The sequence below is a fragment of the Helicobacter sp. 16-1353 genome (assembly GCF_003288815.1).
GTDB lineage: Bacteria > Campylobacterota > Campylobacteria > Campylobacterales > Helicobacteraceae > NHYM01.
In genome coordinates this window covers 17,799-42,171 of sequence record NZ_NHYM01000007.1, presented here as the reverse complement: position 1 = coordinate 42,171, position 24,373 = coordinate 17,799, and the positions used below count along the sequence as shown (strand labels likewise).

At 32.5% G+C, this 24,373-nt stretch carries 25 protein-coding genes; 23 read left to right on the top strand and 2 right to left on the bottom strand.

The genetic code is table 11. The annotated features are described in order from the left end of the window. The first annotated feature begins 168 nt into the window (after nucleotides 1–168). From CCY99_RS05555 to CCY99_RS05515, 9 genes are read left to right on the top strand one after another with little or no spacing between them, the layout of a single operon-like run. Nucleotides 169–843, top strand: a complete 675-nt coding sequence (locus CCY99_RS05555) for a sulfite exporter TauE/SafE family protein (RefSeq protein ID WP_112060423.1) — start codon at nucleotides 169–171, stop codon at nucleotides 841–843. A 16-nt stretch (nucleotides 844–859) separates the two neighbouring features. After that, nucleotides 860–1,420: an HAD family hydrolase gene (locus tag CCY99_RS05550; protein ID WP_112060422.1), complete on the top strand. Its 561-nt coding sequence runs from the start codon at nucleotides 860–862 to the stop codon at nucleotides 1,418–1,420. A gap of 19 nt (nucleotides 1,421–1,439) precedes the next feature. Continuing rightward, the gene (gene rfaD / locus CCY99_RS05545; protein ID WP_112060421.1) at nucleotides 1,440–2,438 is read left to right on the top strand and encodes an ADP-glyceromanno-heptose 6-epimerase; all 999 of its coding nucleotides are present in this window, start codon (nucleotides 1,440–1,442) and stop codon (nucleotides 2,436–2,438) included. Next, on the top strand, nucleotides 2,431–3,837 hold the full coding sequence (gene rfaE1 / locus CCY99_RS05540) for a D-glycero-beta-D-manno-heptose-7-phosphate kinase (RefSeq protein WP_112060420.1): 1,407 nt from the start codon (nucleotides 2,431–2,433) through the stop codon (nucleotides 3,835–3,837). The genes rfaD and rfaE1 overlap by 8 nt, the downstream gene beginning before the upstream one ends. Next, nucleotides 3,830–4,399 carry a D-sedoheptulose 7-phosphate isomerase gene (gene gmhA / locus CCY99_RS05535; protein ID WP_112060419.1) on the top strand — a complete coding sequence of 190 codons (570 nt, stop codon included), beginning with the start codon at nucleotides 3,830–3,832 and terminating at the stop codon, nucleotides 4,397–4,399. Before rfaE1 ends, gmhA begins: the two co-directional genes overlap by 8 nt. Further along, nucleotides 4,396–4,986 (top strand): hypothetical protein, encoded by a 591-nt coding sequence (locus tag CCY99_RS05530; protein ID WP_112060418.1) that lies wholly within the window; start codon nucleotides 4,396–4,398, stop codon nucleotides 4,984–4,986. The genes gmhA and CCY99_RS05530 overlap by 4 nt, the downstream gene beginning before the upstream one ends. Then, nucleotides 4,970–5,488 carry a YhcH/YjgK/YiaL family protein gene (locus CCY99_RS05525; protein WP_112060417.1) on the top strand — a complete coding sequence of 173 codons (519 nt, stop codon included), beginning with the start codon at nucleotides 4,970–4,972 and terminating at the stop codon, nucleotides 5,486–5,488. The genes CCY99_RS05530 and CCY99_RS05525 overlap by 17 nt, the downstream gene beginning before the upstream one ends. Before the next feature lie 11 nt (nucleotides 5,489–5,499). Further along, nucleotides 5,500–5,994 (top strand): DUF2147 domain-containing protein, encoded by a 495-nt coding sequence (locus CCY99_RS05520; RefSeq protein ID WP_181646857.1) that lies wholly within the window; start codon nucleotides 5,500–5,502, stop codon nucleotides 5,992–5,994. A 10-nt stretch (nucleotides 5,995–6,004) separates the two neighbouring features. Beyond that, the gene (locus CCY99_RS05515; protein WP_112060415.1) at nucleotides 6,005–6,604 is read left to right on the top strand and encodes an isoprenylcysteine carboxylmethyltransferase family protein; all 600 of its coding nucleotides are present in this window, start codon (nucleotides 6,005–6,007) and stop codon (nucleotides 6,602–6,604) included. On the opposite strand, the gene ligA is transcribed toward CCY99_RS05515, so the two are convergent. After that, nucleotides 6,601–8,562 carry an NAD-dependent DNA ligase LigA gene (gene ligA / locus CCY99_RS05510; RefSeq protein ID WP_181646856.1) on the bottom strand — a complete coding sequence of 654 codons (1,962 nt, stop codon included), beginning with the start codon at nucleotides 8,560–8,562 and terminating at the stop codon, nucleotides 6,601–6,603. The two genes, CCY99_RS05515 and ligA, sit on opposite strands and share 4 nt — an antisense overlap. Nucleotides 8,563–8,651: 89 nt before the next feature. Here ligA and CCY99_RS05505 point away from each other — a divergent pair, with 89 nt between their 5' ends. The 6 genes from CCY99_RS05505 to CCY99_RS05480 are packed head-to-tail and all read left to right on the top strand — an operon-like array spanning nucleotide 8,652 to nucleotide 15,436. Beyond that, complete coding sequence (locus CCY99_RS05505; protein WP_112060414.1) at nucleotides 8,652–9,599, top strand: chemotaxis protein; 948 nt, start codon at nucleotides 8,652–8,654, stop codon at nucleotides 9,597–9,599. Between the two features lie 59 nt (nucleotides 9,600–9,658). Next, nucleotides 9,659–11,401 carry an aspartate--tRNA ligase gene (aspS, locus tag CCY99_RS05500; protein ID WP_181646855.1) on the top strand — a complete coding sequence of 581 codons (1,743 nt, stop codon included), beginning with the start codon at nucleotides 9,659–9,661 and terminating at the stop codon, nucleotides 11,399–11,401. Between the two features lie 10 nt (nucleotides 11,402–11,411). After that, nucleotides 11,412–11,984 (top strand): adenylate kinase, encoded by a 573-nt coding sequence (locus CCY99_RS05495; protein ID WP_112060412.1) that lies wholly within the window; start codon nucleotides 11,412–11,414, stop codon nucleotides 11,982–11,984. Nucleotides 11,985–11,994: 10 nt separating this feature from the next. Next, nucleotides 11,995–12,519: an inorganic diphosphatase gene (gene ppa, locus CCY99_RS05490; RefSeq protein ID WP_112060411.1), complete on the top strand. Its 525-nt coding sequence runs from the start codon at nucleotides 11,995–11,997 to the stop codon at nucleotides 12,517–12,519. Next, nucleotides 12,519–13,937: a replicative DNA helicase gene (locus CCY99_RS05485; protein WP_112060410.1), complete on the top strand. Its 1,419-nt coding sequence runs from the start codon at nucleotides 12,519–12,521 to the stop codon at nucleotides 13,935–13,937. The genes ppa and CCY99_RS05485 overlap by 1 nt, the downstream gene beginning before the upstream one ends. A gap of 35 nt (nucleotides 13,938–13,972) precedes the next feature. Further along, nucleotides 13,973–15,436: an O-antigen ligase family protein gene (locus CCY99_RS05480; protein ID WP_112060409.1), complete on the top strand. Its 1,464-nt coding sequence runs from the start codon at nucleotides 13,973–13,975 to the stop codon at nucleotides 15,434–15,436. Here the strand turns inward: CCY99_RS05480 and CCY99_RS09335 are convergent. Further along, a complete protein-coding gene (locus CCY99_RS09335; protein ID WP_146744946.1) occupies nucleotides 15,351–15,674 on the bottom strand; it encodes a hypothetical protein in 324 nt (107 codons plus the stop codon). The genes CCY99_RS05480 and CCY99_RS09335 overlap by 86 nt on opposite strands. Before the next feature lie 33 nt (nucleotides 15,675–15,707). Between CCY99_RS09335 and CCY99_RS10025 the strand changes: the two genes are divergently transcribed. The 8 genes from CCY99_RS10025 to CCY99_RS05440 all read left to right on the top strand — a co-directional run bounded on the left by CCY99_RS10025 (nucleotide 15,708) and on the right by CCY99_RS05440 (nucleotide 24,372). After that, nucleotides 15,708–18,542: a glycosyltransferase family 4 protein gene (locus tag CCY99_RS10025; RefSeq protein ID WP_112060408.1), complete on the top strand. Its 2,835-nt coding sequence runs from the start codon at nucleotides 15,708–15,710 to the stop codon at nucleotides 18,540–18,542. Nucleotides 18,543–18,657: 115 nt separating this feature from the next. After that, nucleotides 18,658–19,977: a ComEC/Rec2 family competence protein gene (locus tag CCY99_RS05470; protein ID WP_112060407.1), complete on the top strand. Its 1,320-nt coding sequence runs from the start codon at nucleotides 18,658–18,660 to the stop codon at nucleotides 19,975–19,977. After that, nucleotides 19,974–20,516: a DUF502 domain-containing protein gene (locus CCY99_RS05465; RefSeq protein WP_112060406.1), complete on the top strand. Its 543-nt coding sequence runs from the start codon at nucleotides 19,974–19,976 to the stop codon at nucleotides 20,514–20,516. The genes CCY99_RS05470 and CCY99_RS05465 overlap by 4 nt, the downstream gene beginning before the upstream one ends. Then, complete coding sequence (mqnP, locus tag CCY99_RS05460; RefSeq protein ID WP_112060405.1) at nucleotides 20,516–21,364, top strand: menaquinone biosynthesis prenyltransferase MqnP; 849 nt, start codon at nucleotides 20,516–20,518, stop codon at nucleotides 21,362–21,364. Before CCY99_RS05465 ends, mqnP begins: the two co-directional genes overlap by 1 nt. Next, nucleotides 21,361–21,903: a hypothetical protein gene (locus CCY99_RS05455; RefSeq protein WP_112060404.1), complete on the top strand. Its 543-nt coding sequence runs from the start codon at nucleotides 21,361–21,363 to the stop codon at nucleotides 21,901–21,903. The genes mqnP and CCY99_RS05455 overlap by 4 nt, the downstream gene beginning before the upstream one ends. A 41-nt stretch (nucleotides 21,904–21,944) precedes the next feature. Beyond that, nucleotides 21,945–22,415: a hypothetical protein gene (locus CCY99_RS05450; RefSeq protein WP_258443578.1), complete on the top strand. Its 471-nt coding sequence runs from the start codon at nucleotides 21,945–21,947 to the stop codon at nucleotides 22,413–22,415. Nucleotides 22,416–22,431: 16 nt separating this feature from the next. After that, nucleotides 22,432–22,974: a queuosine precursor transporter gene (locus tag CCY99_RS05445; protein WP_258443576.1), complete on the top strand. Its 543-nt coding sequence runs from the start codon at nucleotides 22,432–22,434 to the stop codon at nucleotides 22,972–22,974. A gap of 234 nt (nucleotides 22,975–23,208) precedes the next feature. Continuing rightward, the gene (locus tag CCY99_RS05440; RefSeq protein ID WP_112060403.1) at nucleotides 23,209–24,372 is read left to right on the top strand and encodes a hydrogenase small subunit; all 1,164 of its coding nucleotides are present in this window, start codon (nucleotides 23,209–23,211) and stop codon (nucleotides 24,370–24,372) included. Nucleotide 24,373: the final 1 nt, after the last annotated feature.

Here is a 24,373-nt window from a genome sequence, read left to right as displayed (position 1 = left end):
AGTAAAATATGCAATTTTATAGTATTTTAGTAATTTTGGATAGTTTTTAATGTTTTAAAAAGAGATAGCTTGATAGCCTTGCGATATAATATCATTTATAAGATTAGGTAGCAATTTGTTGTAAAGTTTAACTTTTCTGTGCTATATTTAGTATCAAAGGAGAAAATATTGAATAATATTGATTTAATCTCTTTATTTTTTATCGCTCTTACTGCGTCATTTGGGCATTGCTTGGGAATGTGTGGCGGGATTGTTTTAGCATATAGCCAAATGAAACTACAGGGTAATATTTTTATTAGATTTATTTCACATTTTATATATGGATTTGGGCGAATTACGACCTATGCGATAATTGGAATGATAAGCGCGTTTATTGGAAGTGGCTTTTTTCTCAACCAAAGCACAAAGGGCGGTTTTTTTATCATTATTGGTTTTATTATGGTTTTATTTGGAATCTTTCTCTTATTTAGCCCAAAGATTTTGGCATTATTAGAGGTAAATGTTGCTAATTTGAGAATCTTTAAGAAGTTTTTTGCTTTTGTTTTAAAAAAGAAAAGTTTATTTAGCTTCTATATTCTTGGAATCTTAAATGGGGCTATTCCGTGCGGGATTGTGTATTTTTTCGCCATTAGTGCTAGTGTGAGCGGGGGAATCCTAAATGGGGCATTAGTTATGATAGTTTTTGGAGTGGCGACTTTATTCCCAATGGTGTTACTTGGAATCTTTAATTCTATGCTAAATCTTACAAAATATAGAAATATTATTAATAAACTATCCTTTATTTTAATTATGTTTTTTGGAATCTATACTATTATTAAAGGGTTTAAAATATTATTTACATAAAATTCAAGGAATATATATGAAACAGCTACAACAAAATCGTAATCCAGCTAATATCCTAAAGCTCACACCCGCAGTATTTTTTGATAGAGATGGTGTTGTAAATATCGATGATGAATATATTTATAAACCACAGGATTTTATTTATATAGATGGATTCTTGGAGCTTTTTGAATCTTGCAAACAAAAGGGCTATCTACTATTTGTAGTTACCAATCAATCTGGAATTGGTAGAGGATATTATACTTTAGAAGAATTTTTAGATTTAAGTGATTTTATGCAAAATGATTTAAAAAATCGATTTGGTTTCTGCTTTGATAAGATTTATTTCTGCTCCCATAAGCCAGAAATTAATTGCTTGTGTAGAAAGCCTAAAAGCGGAATGATTAAACAAGCAATAGATGAATTTAATATAAATCTAGAAAAATCTTATATGATTGGTGATAAAGAAAGTGATGTAGAAGCCGCTATAAGTGGTGGCATTAAAACTACTATTTTATTTAACAAAAAAGATAAGGTAACATCAAAAGCAGATTTTATTGTGGATTCCCTTTATAAAGTAAATAGTATAATAAAATAAATATTTTGGAGGATTGTAAATGAAATATATTTATGATGACTTAAAAGATAAAAATATACTAATTACTGGCGGAGCAGGGTTTGTAGGAAGCAATATCGCTCATTATCTAAATAAATATCACCCTAAGGCAAATTTATTTATTTTCGATAAATTTAGAAGTAATGATAGATTCCATAATGGGAATCTTACATCTCTTGGGCATTTTAAAAATCTACTTGGTTTTAGAGGTGAGATTATTATAGGGGATTTGGCAAAAAAAGAAGATTTAGCAAAACTTGATAAATATGAATTTGATTATATTTTTCATGAAGGTGCTATTTCGGATACAACTTGTTTAGACCAAGAATTAGTTTTAAAAACAAATTATGAGAGTTTGGATTATTTTATCAATAAAGTAAAACAACATAATGGAACATTAATCTATGCTTCATCTGCGGCTACTTATGGTAATTCAAAAGCTCCAAATATCATAGGAGAGGGCGAGATTCCAGAAAATGTATATGGTTTTTCAAAATTATCTATGGATATGCGATTAAGAGAGATTATGCAACAAGAAGAAAATGATGATTTTACGATAATTTCTTTACGCTATTTTAATGTTTATGGTAAAAATGAGTTTTTCAAAGGTAGCACTGCATCTATGATTTTACAATTAGGACTCCAAGCGATAAAAAATAAAAAAATAAGATTATTTGAGTTTGGCGAACAACTTCGAGATTTTGTCTATATAAAAGATGTAGTTCAGGCAAATATCAAAGCAATAGAATCCCATAAAAGCGGAATCTATAATGTAGGAAGTGGAAAAGCACGAAGTTTTAATGATATTGTAAATATATTAAAAACACATATTGGAGATTTTGAGGTCGAGTATATTAAAAATCCATATACTTTTTATCAAAATCACACAGAAGCAGATATTACAAATACTATTAATGATTTATTCTATGAGCCTAGATATAGTCTTGAAAGTGGCATTGAAGATTATATTGATGAAATAAGTAATATAGCAAATGATTAATTTAACAAATCACATTCCTAATATTTTAGTCGTTGGCGACTTGATGATAGACCACTATGTGTGGGGAACTTGTGAGCGAATCTCACCTGAAGCCCCTGTGCAAATCCTAAAAGTGCAAAAGGAAAATAATCGATTAGGTGGGGCGTGTAATGTCGCGAATAATCTCATTTCACTTGGTGCTAAAGTTTCCTTATGCGGGATAGTGGGCGATGATAGCGATGGTAATATTTTACTTAAAATGCTAGAAGATTCTAATATCGATATAGATTTAATTGCTATATTGAATAATTTTCATACGATTAAGAAAACACGATTAATAGCCGCTCGTCAGCAGGTTTTACGCGTTGATAGGGAATGTGAAATAGTTAGTTTAGATTCACAGATGATATTAGATAAGATTGCTAGTAAAATAAATGAATTTGATAGTATTATTATCTCAGATTACGCCAAAGGTGCTTTATCGAAAGACTTTACCCAATCTCTTATAAATCTAGCTAATTCCTTTAATAAGATTATCTTATGCGACCCAAAAGGCAATGATTATAGTAAATATGCAAATGCAACTTTGATTACGCCAAATAGAAAAGAGGCGGAGAATGCGACAAATATCAAGATAGATTCTAAGGATTCTCTATTTAAAGCAGGTTTTAAACTAAAAGAAATGTGTAATCTTCAATACGCCATAATTACCTTAAGTGAAGATGGAATGGCTATTTTTGATTCTCAAATGACAGAGATTCCAACCCTTGCACGAGAAGTTTTTGATGTAACAGGTGCGGGAGATACGGTTATTGCCGCACTTGCTTTTGGGCTTTCTTGTAAATTAGATATTTATAAAAGTGCTGAGTTTGCAAATGCGGCTGCGGCAGTTGTGGTTGGTAAGATTGGCTCTGCGAGTGCGACTTTGGGTGAGATTTTTAGCTATAAAAACGATATTTCGAAAGATAGGGAGATTGATAATCTTTTATTGATTGAGAATCTTAAAAAAGATGGTAAAAAAATCGTTTTTACAAATGGTTGTTTTGACATTATACACATTGGGCATATTTCGTATCTTAAGAAAGCAAAAAGTTTTGGTGATATTTTGGTTGTTGGATTAAATAGTGATAATTCGGTTAGAATCCTAAAAGGTAAAAATAGACCAATAAATAATGAAAAGGATAGGGCTTTTGTTTTGGCTTCTTTATCTTGCGTGGATTTTGTAGTTATCTTTGATGAAGAAACACCCTATAATCTAATAAAAAAGATAAAACCAGATATTTTGGTAAAAGGTGGGGATTATAATGGTAAAGATGTCGTTGGAAGCGATATTGTAAAGGATACTAGGATTGTAGAGTTTATCCCAAATATGAGCACAACAAATATAGTTAATAAAATCAAAGGAGAATCTAATGAATAGTGATTTCATACAAAGTGAGTTTTTTTCGCATATTGATACAGCACAAAGCACTTTAAAGCTTTTAGTTGATAGCATTGATGAGGCATCAAATATTATGATTGAATGCTTAAAAATGGGGAATAAGATTATGGTTTGTGGGAATGGTGGCTCAGCGGCGGATTCCCAGCATTTCGCAGCAGAACTTAGTGGTAGATATAAGATTGATAGAGATGCACTAAGTTGTATTGCACTAACAACTGATACCTCCGCATTGACTGCTATTGGAAATGATTTTGGATTTGATTTTATATTTTCAAGGCAGGTTGAGGCTTTAGCAAGAAAAGGTGATGTTTTGCTTGCAATCTCCACTAGTGGAAATTCTATAAATGTGATTAAAGCTATGAATGTGGCAATAAGCAGAGGTTGCAAGGTTATTGCACTTACTGGAAAAAGTGGCGGTGAGATGTGTGATTGCTCTGACTTAAATATTGTTGTCCCAAGTTCTAGCACACCTAGAATCCAAGAAATGCATCTAATAATCGAACATATCCTATGTGATATAATCGAGCGAGAATTCGCGTGAGCAACCCAAAAGATAATCCTATCTTTCCTAATATGGAGGATTTTTTTGTCCAAAAAGCAAAAGAAGGTATTATTATAAAATATGCAGATATTATTTTTGGTAAATATTTTATTTATATTTTAACACCACAAAATATTCTATATCCTTGCGTTATTTATAATTTTATTTTAAGTCCAGATGAGTATAAAAAACACTCTAAACCAAAGATTCATTTTTGTAATTGCAGGGATTTGTGGTCGATTTTTGATAAAGATTCTATTTCGCTTAAGGCAAAGATTCCACAACATAATCTATTTGATTTTCAAGTTGGAATGGGTAAAAATAGTTCAAATAAATTATTTTATAATGTTGAATTGCCATTTTGCCCTACTTGCATATCTGTTTATGAAACAATATTTTTAAAATTTAATCTCAATCCAAGATTAGAATTATGGAATCTACTTTTCGCAAGTAAAAGAATTATAAAATTAGAAAAAATCGCAATCGAAGATGCCTTTAGTGTAAATATGAATTTTGTCCCTATGAATGTCCATATTGGGGATAAAAATTTTTATCTAACAAGGAAAGAAAATGGCGTTGATTGGTAATATTGATAAAATTAGTGATATGTTTATTAAAAATGATGCATTAAAAATCCTTTATGATTATCTATTAGAAGCCACTCAAAAAGATTCTAGAATCTACAATAGAATCCTAAGCTTGGATTGTGGCGATAATAGAATGGAGATGAAATATAATCTAGGTTTTGATATGGTGGCAATAGAGCAGAGTTATAGGCTAGGTGGTGAGAGTAGATTTGAATCGCATAAAAAATATGTAGATTTTCAATTATTAGTTAATGCAAAAGAATGTATGGAGGTTGGGGATTCTAAAAATTTTAAGGTGATTAGCGAGTATGATAATAGCAAAGATGTAGTATTTTATGAAAAAATCAATGATGTTTCTAAGATATTTTTGACCCCAAAAACATTGCTTGTTTTATTTCCCTATGACATACACGCAGGAGGATTCTTTATTGATAAAAATATTGATATTGTTTATAAATCCGTAGTAAAAGTGCCTTATCCACTACTACAATTTAGATTTTAAAAGAGGGCATTTTGCGTATTCTATTTATTTTATTTTTTATACTAAATATCCAACTTATCGCAAATTGTAATACAGATATTACAGGATATTGGCTTAGTCCAAAAGATGAAGTTACTGGGCGAACAAGTATAGTTGAGATAATTAAAAAAGATGGTAAATATTTTGGATATAAAGTCGTATATCTAGATTCTCTTCTTAGCGAACTTGATATTCATAATGAGCAATATTCGCTTCGTGATAGGGAGGTTTTAGGTAGTGTTTTTATATATAATTTAGAAAAAAATACTAAAAATTCATATATAAAAGGTAGATATTATGATTTTGATATTGGGAAAACATTTCATCTTCGCGTAAGGCTTGAGTGCGAAAAGCTTGTATTTATCATAAGTATTGATAATGCTGGAATGTTAAGTAAGAAAAAAATATATCAATATTTATCCCCAAATGATGTAAAATTCTATATTAAAAATAAGCCAGAAATTGATTTTAGTGGCATAGAGCAATAAAGGAGAAATTTTGAGATTTAATAGAATGATTTGGCAGTGGATTTTTGGCATTATATTTTTAATGTGGATATTATTTAGCGGTAATAAACTTTATTATATGCAAAATATATTTAATATCATAGGATTACTTTTATTATTTATTGGAATCTTAGGGAGAATCTACTCTACACTCTACATTGGCGGAATGAAAAATAGCGGAAATGATGGCACTAGCTTTGTAAATGATGGAATCTATAGTGTTTGCAGGAATCCTCTATATTTCTTTTCGTTTGTTGGGTTAATTGGGGTTTTGTTTTTAAAAGGACAAATTATTCTAATCATCATAGGAGCTGTTTTATTTCTTGTTATTTATCACTTTACGATTTTAGGCGAAGAGAAGTTTTTAAGCGATAAGTTTGGGGAATCTTATAAGATATTTTTAAAATCAACCCCTAGATTTTTCCCAAATTTTAGTAAATTTCGATATAGCGAGAGATTAGAAATTAGACCATTTTTTCTACATAAAGAAATAAAAAGAGCCTTTGTTTGGATACTTGGAGCATTTATCATTTATTGTATAACATATCTACAGAATCTAGGAATCTTACCTGTTTTTATCAATGTATATTAGGATTCTGCTTTTTTTATTATCTCATTTAATTCATCTTCATTAACGATTTTTATTCCAAGATTAAGGGCTTTATCCCTTTTGCTTCCGGGATTTTCACCAATAACAAGCATTGTTGTTTTTTTGCCAACACTAGAGCTAATACTTGCTCCCAAGGATTCCAATTTAGCGGCAATCTCATCTCTTGGTTTTGACATACTTCCGCTAAGAACAATAATTTCATTGCTTAATATATCGCTGTTTTGGCGAGATTCCACTTGTGGTTTTATGATTTCTAATAATTCATTAATTAGATTTCTATTTGTATTCATAAATAGCAATATAGAATTTGCACTCTCTTCACCTATCCCATCAACATTCATTAATCCATTATAATCTATATCAAAGATTCTAAAGCCAAGCACAGAAGCTAGTTTCTTACTCGTGCCCTCTCCAATATGCTCTATTCCAAGTGCATTTATAAAACGCCATAATGGTGTTTTTTTGCTGTTTTCAATCGCATTTATAAGATTATTTATTTTTTTATCCTGCCAACCCTCTTTCCCCTCTAATGCGGTATATTCTATACTATAAATATCCTTGATATTGCTAATTATTCCATTTTCAAATAAAAAATCTACGATTTTCTCACCCAATCCATTTATATCCATTGCTTTTTTAGAGCAAAAATGAATAATCGCATTTTTTACCCTAGCTTTGCATTTTAGATTTTGACATTTGATTAAAATATCTTCTATTAGTAATTTAGTCTCACAAACAGGACAAATAGTAGGTTTTTTGATACTTATTTCGCTACCATTTCGCAATTCTTTTATAGGCTTAATAATCTTTGGGATAACATCACCACTTCGAATGATAAGCACAGTGTCATTTATCCTAATATCTTTTTTCTCTATTTCATCAAAATTATGCAAAGTCGCTTTGCTTATATTAGCACCTTCAATATTTACTTTTTCTAGTTCTGCTACAGGAGTGATAACCCCACTTCGCCCAACAGAAAAGCTTACATCTAAGATTTTTGTTTGTTTTTCTATAGCGGGAAATTTATATGCAACCGCGAATCTAGGATTCTTATTTGTATATCCAAGCTCATTTTGTTTTGGTATATCATCAAGCCTAATAACCATTCCATCTAGCATAATTTCATATGAATGCCTGATATTAACCAATTCTTGATAGAATTCTTCTATTTCATTTATATTATTGCAAAGTCTGCTTAGTTTCGTATCTATAAAACCAAAGCTTTTTATAAGATTCAAACGCTCAAAAAAGCTATTATTTTGTATCTCACAATACCCAAATCCCCACGGAATAAATCTTAATTTTCGTTTTTTTGTGATTTTAGAATCTAATTGCCTTAAGCTTCCAGAAGCTGCGTTTCTTGGATTTGCAAAAATATTTTCTCCATTTTCTAATCGCTCGTTATTTAGCTTTTCAAAATCATTTTTGCTTATTACCACTTCTCCTCGAATCTCAATTTTATTTTTATAAGGAATGCTTAGCGGGATTGAATTAATTGTCCTTGCATTTTCTATCACCATCTCGCCAATGCTACCATCTCCCCTTGTGGTAGCTGTGATTAAAATACCATTGTCATAGGTTAGATTTAAGCTTGCACCATCAAATTTCGCATCACACATAAAAGCCATATTTCTTGCATTTTTATAGATTCGCTCAATCCACAACTTTAGCTCCTTTTCATTAAAAATATCATCTAAACTCCACATTTTTTCTATATGGGCAATTTTTGGAAAGGATTCGCTAATCTTATCTCCAACCCTTTGCGTTGGAGATGTGGAATCTATTAGGTGTGGATTCTGCTTTTCAAACTCTATTAATTCAGCATATAATGTATCATATTCATCATCACTCGCGATTGGAGAATCTAGCATATAATAATGATAAGCCATTTTTTTTAGAATCTCTGTTTTTTGTTTGTAGGTATTGTAATCAATAATCATTTCTTAAACTCTTTTTATGATTTAATCTTAACATTTAAAGCTAGAAATTATATAATAACTTTTATCTTAATATATTCAAGGACAATAAATTGGTAAAAGAAGTTGTGAAATCTTCAGAATTGCATTTATTAAATGAAGTGCAATTTCTATGCTTTTTGCTTGAGGAAGATGGTGAGCTATACGCTACGAATGTATTTAAAGTGCGTGAAGTCGTGCATTATACAGATGTTATCACAAAAACAGAGGGCGAAGATAATGATGTTGTATTAGGATTTATAACAATGAGAGGGGAATCCATACCTTTACTTGATTTGAAAAGATGGCTTTATTTCAATCCAGATTCCACAATAAATAATCTAAAAGAGCATTCCATACAATCAAATAAGAATCTTGTAGTTATCTGTGAGTTTAGCGGATATACTGTGGGTCTTAAGATTCACTCTGTGAAGAGAATTATCCAACGAAATTGGAACGATGTAGTTACTGGAAGTGAATATGGATTCCAAAAAAATGGAAAAGTCGTTGCCACTACAAAATTTGATGATGGAAAGATTGTCCAAGTGCTTGATGTTGAAAAGATGTTGAGCGAGATATTTCCAATGATAAAGGATTATAATACATTAAGTATGCAAACCTTAGAAAAAATATATACAGATAAAATCATACTTTTAGCAGAAGATTCCAAATCTGTTACAAAATCAATGCAGTTAATATTAGAAAAATTGGGGCTTAGGTATTTTTCATTTCCAAATGGTGGTGATTTATTAGAATATTTGCATAAAACTAATGATTTATCATCTATTGGGGCTATTATAACAGATTTAGAAATGCCCGTAATATCAGGATTTGAGGTTTTAAAACAAGTTAAAAATACCCCAGAATTTAAAAATATACCCGTGATAATTAATACTTCAATGAGTAGCGAATCTAATATTTCAATGGCAAAATCGCTCAAAGCCGATGCTTTTATAACGAAGCTAAAACCGATTGAGATTGAATTTGAGCTAAGGAAAATATTAGAGAATACAAGTTTATAATCAAATTGTGATAAAATCGCAAAATTAAAATTTAAAATACAAAGTTGGATTTATTGATGTTGAGAACTCATTTGTGCACAGAATTAAACGAAAATAATATAGGTGAAGTAGTTGAGCTATGCGGTTGGTGTAATACCTATAGAGACCACGGGGGCGTAGTTTTTATTGATTTACGAGATAAAAGCGGGATTGTGCAATTAGTTTGCGACCCAAATAGCAAAGCCTATAATACCGCAAGTAAGGTTAGAGATGAATTTGTGTTAATCGCAAAAGGTAGGATTCGCCCTAGAGGGAAAGGACTAGAGAATCCAAAATTAAAAACAGGCAAAATCGAGGTTGAGTTGGATTCGCTAATTATAGAAAATAAAAGCCAAACTCCGCCAATTACCATAGGAGACACAAATACAAGCGAAGAATTACGATTAAAATATCGCTATCTTGATTTAAGGTCTAATAAATCTTATGAAATATTTAAACTACGAAGTAAAGTTGCATTGCAGGTTAGGCAATCACTTAGCAAAATGGATTTTTTGGAGATTGAAACCCCAATTTTAACGAGAGCCACACCAGAAGGTGCTAGAGATTATTTAGTTCCAAGTAGAATCTACAATGGAGAATTTTTTGCACTCCCGCAATCCCCACAATTATTTAAGCAATTGCTTATGGTTGGCGGATTTGATAGATATTTTCAAATTGCAAAATGTTTTAGAGATGAGGATTTGAGAGCTGATAGACAGCCAGAATTTACCCAAATAGATGTTGAGATGAGTTTTTGCAATCAAAATGATGTTATGAATGTAGCAGAATCTTTATTGAAAGATATTTTTGAAGTATGCGGATATACTATTAAGACGCCTTTTATGCGATTGCAATATAATGATGCGATGGAAAACTACGGAAGCGATAAGCCAGATTTACGATTTGAACTTCCTTTGGTTGATGTAGGTGAGTTTTTTGTAGATTCCAATAATGAGATTTTTAGCTCTATTGCCAAAGATTTAAAGAAAAATAGATTTAAGGCATTGAAGATTCCAAATGGCGATAGCTTTTTTACGCGTAAGATTCTAGGTGAGTGCGATGAATTTGTGCGGAAATTTGGTGCGAAAGGTTTAGCTTATATCCAAGTGCGAGATGGGGAACTAAAAGGTCCAATTGTAAAATTTCTAAGCAGTGATTCTGTTGCTAAAATGCGTGATAAGCTTAAACTTTGCGATAATGATATTGTATTTTTTGGTGCAGGTGAAAAAGAGATAATCTTGGATTATATGGGAAGATTAAGATTAAAAATTGCTTCTATGATGAATCTAATTGATGAAGATAAATTTGCATTTCTTTGGGTTGTGGATTTTCCTATGTTTGAATATAATGAAAATCGCCTTAAAGCACTTCATCACCCATTTACAATGCCAAATAATATCGATGAGATTAATCCGCTAGATATGACTTCTATCGCCTATGATGTGGTTTTAAATGGCGTTGAGCTTGGTGGCGGAAGTATTAGAATCCATAAAAGTGATATTCAACAAAAGGTATTTAAGTTGCTTGATATTGATGAAAATGAAGCAAATGAGAAATTTGGCTTTTTATTAGAGGCACTAAGCTATGGAGCACCGCCACACGGAGGATTTGCTATTGGATTTGATAGATTGATAATGTTACTTACGAAACAAAATAGCATTCGTGATGTTATTGCTTTTCCAAAAACTCAAAAAGCCACAGACCTTTTGAGTGATGCTCCAAGTAAGGTTGATAAATCGCAATTAGATGAACTTGGATTGCGGATAAAAGATAAAAAAATTTAGAGGAGGATTTATGAAAAAGTTATTTTTAATTATCGGTGCTCCGGGCAGTGGAAAAACCACAGATGCACAGCATATCGCACAAAATAATAAAGATATGATAGTGCATTATTCAACGGGCGACTTACTTAGAGAGGAGGTTGCAAAAGAAACAGAGCTTGGAAAAACTATCGATAAATACACCTCAAAAGGGAATCTTGTGCCTTTGGATATTGTTGTCGATACTATTTTATCAGCACTTAAAAATGCACCAAAAGATGTCATTTTAATTGATGGCTATCCTAGAAGTGTAGAGCAGATGGAAGAATTAGACAAGGTTTTAAAATCGCAAAGCGAAGTGCATTTGATTAGTGTGATTGAGGTTGTTGTTAGCGAAGAAACTGCTTTTGATAGAGTTATTGGAAGAGCTAGGGGAAGCGATGATAATGTTGAGGTTTTCAAAAATAGAATGAGTGTTTATTTAGAACCTTTAGAAAGCATTCAAAGATTCTACAATAGCCTTAATATCTTAAAAAAAATTAATGGTGAGCGAGGTATCGAGGAAATTGTTAGTGAGATGGAATCTTATATAAAAAGTAAAATTTAAGGAGAGAAAAATGAATTTAGACAAAATAGGATATGGAACAAAAGATTATATAAATGCGGTTATAGAAATACCTTATGGCTCAAATATAAAATATGAAATTGACAAAGAAACAGGTGCAATTGTAGTTGATAGGGTTATGTATAGTGCCGTTTATTATCCTGCAAATTATGGATTTGTGCCAGATACTTTGGCAGATGATGGCGACCCAGTCGATATTTTGGTGTTAAATAACTATCCACTTCAAGCAGGAAGTATTATTAGGGTTAGATTAGTTGGCGTTCTTATTATGGAAGATGAATCTGGAATGGACGAGAAAATCCTAGCATTACCGCTTGATAATATTGACCCAAATTATACAAATATACAAGATATTGATGATATTTCAGAGGCTACATTGGCACGAATTAAGAACTTTTTTGAGACATATAAAATGCTTGAAAATGATAAATGGGTAAGAGTTAAGAAATATGAAAATAAAGACAAAGCCTATGAGATTCTAGAATCCTCAATAAAAAAATATCAAAATAGCAAGTAATGCACGATTTATTTAATATCCCAATTGAGAGGTCCTTATTATCTGCGATATTATTTGACCCTAATATTTTTGATACTATCGAAGATGAGTTAGGACCTAGTGATTTTGGATACCATAATCACTCTATTATTTTTGCAACAATGGGGAATCTAAAACGACTTGATTTGCCTATTAATGAGGAGTTTATCCGCAAAAAATTATCATCTAAAGCAAATATCGATGAAGATATTTTTGAGATTATATCAACTGCCCCTATAATCGACATTAAATCATATGTAAAAGAGATTCAGGATTTATCCCTAAAACGAAAATTACATCACCTAGCAAATACTATTAAAGAAAAAAGTATTGATATAAATCTCCCCTCAAGAGAAATCATAAATGAATTAGAAAGCGAGATTTTCAATCTCCAAAGCAAATCATCAAATAGGGAGTTTAGGACTTTTGGCGATGTTACTTCTTCTGTGATTTCGATGATAAAAGAGCTAAAAGAACGAGGTAATAGCTATTTAATAGGTGTTGATACAGGATTCCCTGAATTAAATCGATATACCACTGGATTTAATAAAGGAGAGTTGATAATCTTAGCGGCTCGCCCTGCTATGGGGAAAACTTCCTTAGCATTAAATATGTTAATACCCACACTAAAAAGTGGTAAAGGAGTTGCATTTTTCAGCCTTGAGATGGGAGCAGAACAGATTGTTTTAAGAATGATGTCGTCCATCGCTAATATTCCTTTACAGCGACTTCGCATAGGTGATTTAGATGATAAAGAGTGGAATTATTTTCAATCTACTTGCGACAAATTAGAATCTTGGAAATTCTATATTGATGATAGCGGTGGCTTGGATATAACGCATTTAAGAAGTAAATTGCGAAAGCTAAAGTCAAAAGACCCTAGTATATCTTTAGCTATTGTGGATTACTTGCAAATAATGTCTGGCATAGGGAATAAGGACAGGCATTTAGAGATTGCCGAGATTTCTAGAGGTTTGAAGATTCTAGCTAGGGAATTAGATATTCCTATTCTTGCATTGAGTCAATTAAATAGGACATTAGAGAGTAGAGGCGATAGACGCCCGATTTTGAGTGATTTAAGGGAATCAGGCTCAATAGAGCAGGACGCAGATATTATCTTATTTATTTATCGTGATGCAGTTTATAAGCGTAGAGATATGAAAGAAAAAATAGAACAAGCAAAAAAAGAGGGTAAACCACCTCCAAAAGAAGAGATATTAGTAGAGCAGGATAATGAAGAGGCTGAGCTAATAATAGGCAAACATAGAAATGGACCTATTGGCACAATAAAGCTTAAAATGGATACTAAATATACAAGATTTGTTAGCATTGAAAGCCATATTACCGAGCAGAGCGAAACGAAAATATTGAATGATTTAGATGATATGATTCCGCTTTAATTATGAGATTTTAAGAGATATTAAGGATAACTTTTATGCGAATTTTTTATATTTTGTTTTCATTGCTTGTGGTGGGGTTTTTTGTAACGAGTGGGATTCGCCCTAGTGTGCAAGTATGTAGCATTTTGCTATTTTTAGTTTTGCTATCATATTACATTTTTTTAAAGCTAAAAAAACTCGCAGTTTTCGCCCTAGAAAAAGAGGAAAAATTTCTTTTCATCGCATTTTTATTAATGGCATTTTCCGCACTCCCGCCACTTTTGGTAAATAGTAGCTTATCAATTGGATTTAGCGAGTTAGATTTACCTAGCAAATATTTATTATTCGCATTTATCATTCTTTTATTATTCAAAACAAAGCCACAAATCAATAAAAACATATTGTATTTTTCGATTTGTGCGGCTGGAATCATCAATGGACTTATCGCATTATCGCAACTTTATATTTTTACAGATTTATTATACGCTGGGGCTAGGGTAGAGGGCTTTAGCGGGATAAATGAGTTTGGCATTATCTGCGGGGCATTATGCGTGATGAATCTAATCCTTTTTATTTTTAGCTCCCATAAATATAAGGCAGTTTTTTTGATTGCCTCGCTTTTGGCATTTTCTGGAGTCGTGGGAAGTGGGCTTAGAGGCGTCGTGCTGGGCGTTGTATTTGCGTGTGTGGTGCTATTTATCTTTAGTATTTTTACCAAAATCATAAATCTAAAAACTGCCCTAAAATACTTTTTATCATTTTTATTATTAATTGGAATTATCGGCTACATAGTCGCACAAGCCACGCCACACGATAGATTAGAATACACACAGAGCGAACTAGAGCAAATCAAAAGTGGCGATTATAGCTCATCAATTGGGCTTAGGCTGGTGATGTATAAGGAAGCATTAGCGATGTTTAGGATTTCGCCACTAATTGGACTAAGTGCAAAAAGTGCGGCGGAACGAACTACTGAGATTAAAGAGTTAAGTGGCACGGATAAAAATATCAATACTATCGGCGATGGGCGGGGCAAAAGACATAATGATATTCTTAACTTTATGGCAAAGCGTGGGATTATAGGGCTTTTAAGCCTACTATTTTTCTATTTTGCGGTATTTAATATGGGCTGGAAGTATCTTAAAATATGGCGTAAAAATAGGGCAGAATCCGCAGAATCTAGAGTGGAATCTGTGGAATTTGGCTTTAATTCCATCAAAAATTCCGGTGCGGAATCTAATATTGAATCCGCTTTAAATTCCGGCACGGAATCCACTAATCTAGCGGAATCTACCCCAACTCAGCCTAACTCTGCACTCCCAATTTCTGCCATCCTAGGGGGGGGCATTATGCTACTTTATATCGGAGCTGGAACAAGTGGCGACCCACTCACAGGACACCCAGAATCCACATTCTTAGCTCTAAGCTTAGCATTTATATTTGGCTCACTTGTTGCGGATTCCACAAAATCATTTGTAGATTCACGCAAAAATCCACCAAATGGAGCTTCCAAAGCCTAAAACACTCTTTTAAAAAGTGGCGGAATCTTTCGCCACTAAAATTTTTCACACCACTCAAATTTTTTCTTCTAAATCTTTTCACATTCAAATCCCACTTATTCGCCCTTTTTAGATTCTCCACTTTTGGATTCCACAAACGATTTAATCTCTTTAGATTCGCTTCTTTTAGTTTCGCTTTTGGATTCCGCCAACTAAGTTTTTTAAACGCTAGATTCTCCACCCATAAAAAATCTGCCACATTATCAATTACATATCCAGCTAAGGTGGCGATATGAAAAAGCCCCTAACGCCACACAATGCCATATCGCCCACAGAGTTTCTACCACACCAAGTAACGCTCCAAAGCCCAACGCCACACAATGCACCATCTCCAAAGTCCCAAATAATCACATTTGCCCTATTTGCTATCGGTATGATTTTGTATGCATTCGGTATTAACGGCTCTCTAAGGACGCAAACTTTCTTTTTACTTGGCGGAGTGGTGCTTATAATCACGCATTTTAGGCTTATTTCGTTAGATTCTTTTAGGGCGATTAAGATTCCCATTTTTACTTTTTTGGGGCTAGTTTTTATCTCGCTATTGCTGGTTTTTGATACCGTTATGCCGCTTAGCTTCTCGCAAGTGCTAAAGGAGATAAACTCCCATATTTTCAAGTATTTTTTGCTGTTTTTACTCTCATATATTTTTGCCTTTTACATCGCTAGAAAATACGCTTTAGGCTTTTTTTATGTTTTCGTTTATATGTGTGCGGTGAATGTGGTAGCTACGATATTTGTATGGATTAGAAATGACTTTAGCTCGTGGAGTAGGGACTTTGGCTACAATGAGCCGTTTTTCTTTCAGTCGATTTTTACTTATAATATCTGGCTGCTTTATCCTAGTGCATTTGCTTTGGCGGGATTCTGTATCGCTAGAAGCTGGGCGAAAAAGGCAATATTTTTAGTCCTTATTGCTATCTGCCTAATTGCCATAATCGCAAATAGCGAACGCTCATTTTTAGTGGCATTTATGGCGATGATTTGCTCTTGCTTTGTGTTTTGGAAATACCCATATAAGCGGCGGATTCTAGCTATTTTTGGGATATTTTTAGTTGTATTTTTCTTTGTGGCTTATGAGTTTTCAAAGAATCTTCCGCCAAGATACAATTTCGCCCATATGGTTGATAACTTCCACATCGTGTGGAACACTCCGCCAAGGGAAATGGGGAAATATGACGAGGGCTGCTTTAATGGCTGGTTGGAGTGCAAGAGCGAAAGCACAAAAAACGGCAAAAGCGAGATTACTTGGGAGCACTCTTCGCTCTCTCGCATTGCTATGGGAAAGTCCACCTTTCTATCCGCCCTAGATTCGCCATTTGTCCCACATACGCTTAGCCCCTTTAATATTGGGAGTTATCTATATATTTACTACAAAGAAGCGGGGCAGAATCCGGAAAAATCCAGAGCGCGAAATCTCCAAAACTCCACCTACTCGCTTAGAGATGGCGTAAATCTCTATAATTCTCCGCATAATTATGTCGTTAGCCTATTTTTTATGTTTGGGATTCTTGGCTTTGGACTTGTGGTAATGATGTATATTTTTATGTTTGTTAGCGCAAAAAGGGCGTTAAATAAATCGCTTGGGTTAGATTCGCCGGAGCATTCTACGAAAATGTTAGATTCTACGAAAGTTTTAGATTCTGCCAAAAATGTGGAATCTCCGGAAAATGTGGAATCTAGCAAAAATCCGCCCAAGAATCTACCGAAGCAGAATCTAATAGAGCAAGATTCAACGACCACATTTATCGCATTATCATTTCTTATTTTCCTTTGCGGACTTGCCACACAGAGCGTTTTTGATGCGATTTATCCCATAATCTTAGAGCCGATTTTTATAATGTTTGGCTTTGTAATGGGATTTTTGCTTAAAACACAGATTCCGCGCAATCTAGGAATCTCGCAGAATCTAGCGAGTTTAGAAAATCCACATAATCCAACAGTTTCACATAGTCCAAATCTCACCAACCCCCACAAATCGCCCAAACGCATTTTGCTAACTATCGGCGATATTTCTATCACTGGCGGAGCGGAGCGTGTGGTGGTAAATCTAGCGAATTTGTTCGCGGAAAGTGGGCATAGCGTGGAAATTCTAAGCTTTTATCGAAGCAATAAAACTCTGCCCTATAGTCTAAAAAATGTCAAACTTAGCTTTTATTGCGATATTGGCGAGAGTGATTTTAGTGCCAAATGGACGCAAAATGTGCTTAAAAAATTCTATTTTAAAAATCTCTATAAGCCACTTTTAAGCTTCCATATTAAAAAACGCTATAAAGATATTGATTTTTTCATCATTAGCGACTGGGTTTATACGCCTATTTTCCGCCACAAAGTCGCAAAATATATCAAGCTAATTCATCTAAATTTCACTCGCTATCACAAGCGAAATAATTACTTTGATATGCTTGTTATTCTCTCCAAAAAAGAGCTAGAAACTTGGCAGAAATATCATAAAAATATCGCTGTAATTCCAAACTTCCTAACGCCTTTTAGCCCCATAGATTCCCAAAAATCTCGCCAAAAAATCGTCCTATCCATTGGGCGAATGGACGATAATCAAAAGGGATTTTTGCGGCTTATTGATATTTGGGCGATTTTGGCACAAGATTCTAGCTTCAAGGCGGAGTTTTCCAAGTGGCAGCTCCACATTGTAGGCGATGGAATCCTAAAAAATGAGCTTTGGAAAAAAATAAAAGCGGCGAATTTGGGCGATTCCATAGTGCTAAAACCATTTACTAAAAATATCCAAAATGAGTATGCCAAATCTAGCATTTATGCACTTACAAGCCACTATGAGGGCTTTGGAATGGTGCTTTTAGAGAGCGGATATTTTGGGCTACCAAGCGTGGCTTTTGATGTCAAAACTGGACCAAGCGATATAATTGAGAATGAAAAAAGTGGCTTTTTGGTGAGCGATAATGACTTGAATGCCTTTGCAGATTCCCTAAAAATGCTAATGAGCGATGAGAAAATGCGAGAAAATTTTGGCAAAAATGCCAAGCAAATCGTGCAAGAAAAATTCTCCAAAGAGGCGATTAGAGGGCTTTGGGAAAATTTGCTACAACAATAAAATGAAATTTAAACTTATAATTTATACTTGAAATATATAAGCAAGACATAGATTCTTTTAGGTATTATTTTATCAAGTAATATTCAATTGTTTCAATGGATTTTTAAGGGAGAATATGAAAACTATCCATTCTTCGTTAGAATTAGATTTGATTAATAATACTAAAGATTGGATTTATTTTCTAATAATTATTTTACTTATATTTATTGCTTCTATTTCCTATGAATATTATAAATACAAGAATCTCACAAAAGAAAAAAATGTCAATATTAATGCACAAGTGCTATTGCAATACAAAAAGCCGGATAAAAATTATTTTGTATTAAAACTCAAAAGCATTGATGGGGAAATATTCTACACTATATCAAGAGATGATTTAAGAGATATAAGAGGTAGATTTGTCCGTGTTTATGGGATTTTAGGTAAGGATTGTAATTTTTTGCAATACCTAAAAAGCTGTTTTATTATTAGTTTTGATATTTCATTAACCAATAAAAAGGATTATAGAAGTGGTGTTAATGAATATATAGATTCCCAGCATAGCGATAAATATCTATATAAATCTGGTGAATTTGAGATAAATTTGCTTGGTTCATTGTATAAAAATATATTTTTAGCACACCCGATGGAACCGAAACTTAGGGAAGTTACCGCATCTCTTGGGATAGCACATGTTTTTGCTATTAGTGGATTCCATCTTGGAATCTTAACACTCGCTTTATATATCGTTTTTGCACCAATTTATAGAATCCTACAAAAAAGATATTTTAGTTATAGAAATGAATTTTATGACTTAAATTTTATGATTCTAATTATCGCATTTTTATATCTCATTGTGCTTGATTTTAATCCTAGCTTTTTACGCTCATTTGTGATGTTTGCATTTGGGTTTTTTGTGCTGTATTCTGGGATAAAATTGCTTAGCTTTAAACTACTTTTTATATGTGCTTTGTTTATATTGGCGTTATTTCCTAAAATCTTTTTTTCTATTGGATTCTGGCTTTCTGTTAGCGGTGTATTCTATATTTATCTATATCTTAGGCATATTCCAAAAATCAAAAATTGGCAATTTGTGTTGCTATTAAATTTTATTGTATTTTTAAATATGCTACCCATTGCGCATTATTTTTTCTATGAATTTAGTTTGTATCAATTATTATCACCATTAATAGCGATTGCTTTTGTGGTTTTTTATCCATTAGTGTTATTATTGCATATTATAGGATTTGGGGGAATCTTAGATGAGCCACTCTTTGCTGTTATAAATTATGATTTTTTTAATGTAAAATTACAAACGCCATTTTGGTTTTTTATTATTTTTATAGTTTGTTCGTTGATGGCAATGTTTTCTAAGCGAATCTATTTATTACTTCTTGCTCTATCTGGAATCTATTTTCTATATGGAGTATTACTATTTGTAAAGGACTTTTTATGAATACATTTTTATCATATTTTTTCAAGGGAATCTTAGCCTTACTACCGATAATAATCTTATTATGGCTTATAAAAATCGTATATAATGCAATTAGTGGCATTGTATATTATATATTTTCAAGCACAGCTGGTAGTTTTCTAGCGACGACTATAATTTGTATTTTGGTTATTGTATTTTTCTTTTTATTGGGTTTTGTTGTGGAGAGAAATAGAGATGCCATAATATTAAAAATCACAGAGCTTATAATTGGCAAGATTCCCGTTATAGCATCTATTTACTCTACACTTAAAGAAGCGGTAAATCTATTTTCTGGAAAAAGTGCGGATAATTATTTAGGCGTAGTATATGTAACGATAAATGATTATAAGGTAATGGGCTTTGTAACAAAAGAATTAGAAGATTCATATTGGGTTTTTGTCCCCACTACGCCGAATCCTACTTCTGGATTCTTGCTAAATGCTAAAAAAGATAGTGTTGAGAAAAGCGATTTGAGCGTAGCAAATGGATTTAAGAAATTAGTTTCATTGGGTATAAAATAATGTTTAAAAAACTTAAGATTCTAAGTGAATTAGTTGTATTTCAACATACCATATTTTCATCAGCTTTTATTTTAATTGCTATGGTAGTTGCGGCAAAAGGCTGGTTTGGCTGGGAGATTCTAATGCTTTGTGCCATAGCTTTAATTAGTGCTAGAAATTTCGCGATGGCTTTTAATCGTTTTTGCGATATAGATATAGACAAGGAAAATCCACGAACCAAATATCGCCCAAGTGTTGATGGTAGAATCTCATCTTTTGGGATACTTATTTTTGTTATCATTAATGCAGTTTTATTTATTTTTATATCATATTTAGTAAATGATTTAGCACTTAAATTATCCTTGCCATTTTTATTTATTTTAGCCATTTATTCATATTTCAAACGATTTAGCGTTTTAGCACATTTTATACTTGGATTATCCCTTTCTCTTGCCCCGATAGCTGGAGTTATAGCAGTTTTAGGAAGCATTCCGCTATGGAGCATATGTTTAGCTATTGGCGTTATGTTTTGGGTTGCGGGATTTGATTTATTATATTCTTTACAGGATATTGAGTTTGATAAAGATAATGGGCTATTTTCAATACCTTCTAAATATGGTGTAAAAGCAACATTAATTATTTCTAGGCTTTGCCATATAATGGCTTGTTTGTTTTGGCTTTTATTTGTAATTTATAGTAATGGCGGAATCTTCTCATATTTAGGACTTTTAAGTGCTGTTATAATGTTAGTTTATGAGCATTATTTAGTTAATAAAGATTTTTTAAATATCCCAAAAGCATTTTTTCAAACAAATGGCTATTTGGGATTTGTATTTTTAATATTTATAATATTGGATTATGCTTTATGAATTATTTCGAAACGAGGATTATAAAAGCACCACTTAAGATTGAATTTTCAAAAATAGATAATAATGAAGAAATATTTAAAAATGAATTTGATTTATTATCCGAAAATAATGATGACCCTATTGGCTCGTGGCTTAAAAATATTCGTGCAAGAGGCAAAATAGTAGATGAAAGTGAGCCTATTATACAACTCTTAGTAGAATTACATAGAAAAATAGATGCATTGAGTAATTCCATTAACACAATGAATAGTGAAAAGAAAGAATATATTGCATTAGATTCCACATTATATTTGGATTCCATTGGACATAATTTATTGGTTTTTGCAAATGATGTTTTAGAATCTCACAAAAAATATTATGCTAGATTAGATATTGCTGTTTTTCCTATTAGAAAAATACCTATTTTTTTTGAAGCATTAAAGCCAAAAATCGCTAAAATAATACTAATGCACAATAGAGATGTAGTTGATTTTGATAATTATATAGCCTCAAGGGAGAGAAGTATTATAAGAGAGCTAAAGCAAGGAAATAAAATTTAGGCTAAAATACGAAATTAGAGTTAAATATTTAAAGGAAATTTATGAGCGGAATGCTTATTGTAAATCTTGGAGTGATTATTCTTTTTGTGCTAATCCTTATATTTTTTTATATCAAAGATGGAGAATCTCAAAGGAGATTAAGCCGATATGAAAAATCACTCGACGACCTAAATAAAGAAATTTATAAGATTCAGAAATTCCTAAAAAATAATGAATTAGAAAATGGATATAGTGAAAAATTTCAAAAAAACCTAAAGGAAGATTTTAGAAATAGTATCAACGATATTTATGCAATAATAGAAAAAGACCGCGAATATGTGGATAATAAACTTGCAATTATTGAAGATAAAATAAAAGAATTTAATTACTTTCCAAGTAGTTCAAGCAATGTCGATGATAGAAAAATAATAGCAATGTTTAAAGATGGTTGGAGTGTGGAATCTATCGCAAAAGAATTAATGATAACAAAAAGCGAAGTAGAATTTACACTAAAATTAGCTGATATTCATTAGATGTAAAGGATTATTCTTGTCTTCTAAAATGATTTTTATCACTGCTTTTATTTTTGCATTTATTGTTGTTTTGGCAAATTATAGTGTGCAGTTTAAAATCGGCTCCTCTTACCTTACTTACGGAGCTTTGATATATCCTTTTAGTTTTTTATTCCTCGATATTTTGAGTGAAAAATATAATAAAAAAGATGTGTTAAAAATGCTTCGTTATGGAATCTTATTTGCGTTTTTGCCATCTTTTTTTATCTCGCAACCTTCTGTGGCTATTGCTTCTATTTTCGCATTCTTTATTTCGCAACATCTAGATGTTTATATATTTTTTATGCTGAAAAAACTATTTCCAAAACTATGGTGGCTTAGGAATAATGCCTCCACGATAATCGCACAATTTTTTGATACTATGATTTTTTTCCATATCGCATTTTTGGCTACTTGGGGATTCAAAGCGGTGGTTATTAGTGCATTACTTGATTTTAGTGTGAAAATTATACTAAGTTTGATTAATACGCCATTTTTTTATATTTTTGCAATTAGGGTAAAAAATAAGATTTATTCTTAAAGATTCTGTATTCTTAAAATATATAAAAGTTAGCATAAAATATTAAAAAATAAGCAAGATTATAATCAAGAAAAATATATTTTTTAATGCTAAAATTCATAGTTTATTTTTGTTATTACTTTTTGTAATAAAGTAGTGAAAATAGCAAAATAGATTAGAAATTGTTACTTTTATTTTAGTGTTTTGTATTATTATAGTTTGTAGATTTATTTTAAAGATAAGGAGATTTCATCAATGTTTAAAAAGGATAATCTTGCATATAATGAAGCCTTAAAAAGGCTTGAGGAGTTAGAAAAATTACCAACACGAATTGATAAAAATAGTGGGAATGTCAAAGACATGTTGGATAATAATGGAATTTCAAGACGGGATTTTATGAAATGGGCAGCTGCTATGACTGCTACTCTAGCACTTCCTAGCTCATTTATTCCGCTAACAGCAAAAGCAGCGGAATTAGCTGGACGAATTCCGGTAGTTTGGCTACATATGGCGGAATGCACGGGCTGTAGCGAAAGCTTACTTAGAAGCTCTACACCTAGCATAGATAGCCTAATTTTTGATTATATTAGCTTGGAATATCACGAGACCGTTATGGCTGCCTCTGGGTGGCAAGCAGAAGAGAATATGCAAAATGCTATAAGGGATTATAAAGGGAAATATATCCTTATGGTAGAGGGCGGAATCCCATCTGGTGGAAGTGAGTTTTATCTCACAATTGGGGCTCACGGAGCTACAGGAGCACATAATGCAAGGGAAGCGGCAAAAGACGCTTTAGCGATATTTGCTATTGGAACTTGCTCTAGCTTTGGTGGCGTCCAAGCGGCAAATCCAAATCCAACAAATGCAATGCCACTTAGCAAAATCACAAATAAGCCTGTGATAAATGTCCCCGGCTGTCCGCCAAGTGAGAAAAATATCGTAGGAAGCGTATTGCATTTTATTTTATTTGGCACACTTCCAGCAATCGATGCGTATAATCGCCCAACTTGGGCTTACGGACATAGAATCCACGATTTATGCGAGAGAAGAGGACATTTTGATGCTGGAGAATTCGTCCAAAGCTTCGGTGATGAGGGAGCACAAAATGGATATTGCTTGTATAAAGTGGGTTGTAAAGGTCCATATACATTTAATAACTGCTCTAGACTTGGGTTTAACGACCACACAAGTTGGCCTGTAAGAGCTGGGCACGGATGTATCGGTTGTAGTGAGCCGAATTTCTGGGATACTATGAGTCCATTTGAAGAGCCACTTGCAAATAAACTATATGCAACAAAATTTGATGGCTTGGGTGCAGACAAGACTGCTGATACTATTGGCATTGTGCTATTGAGTGCTACTGCAATTGGTATTGCTGCACATGCTGCTATTTCTGCTGTAACAAAAAGTAAAGATTAAG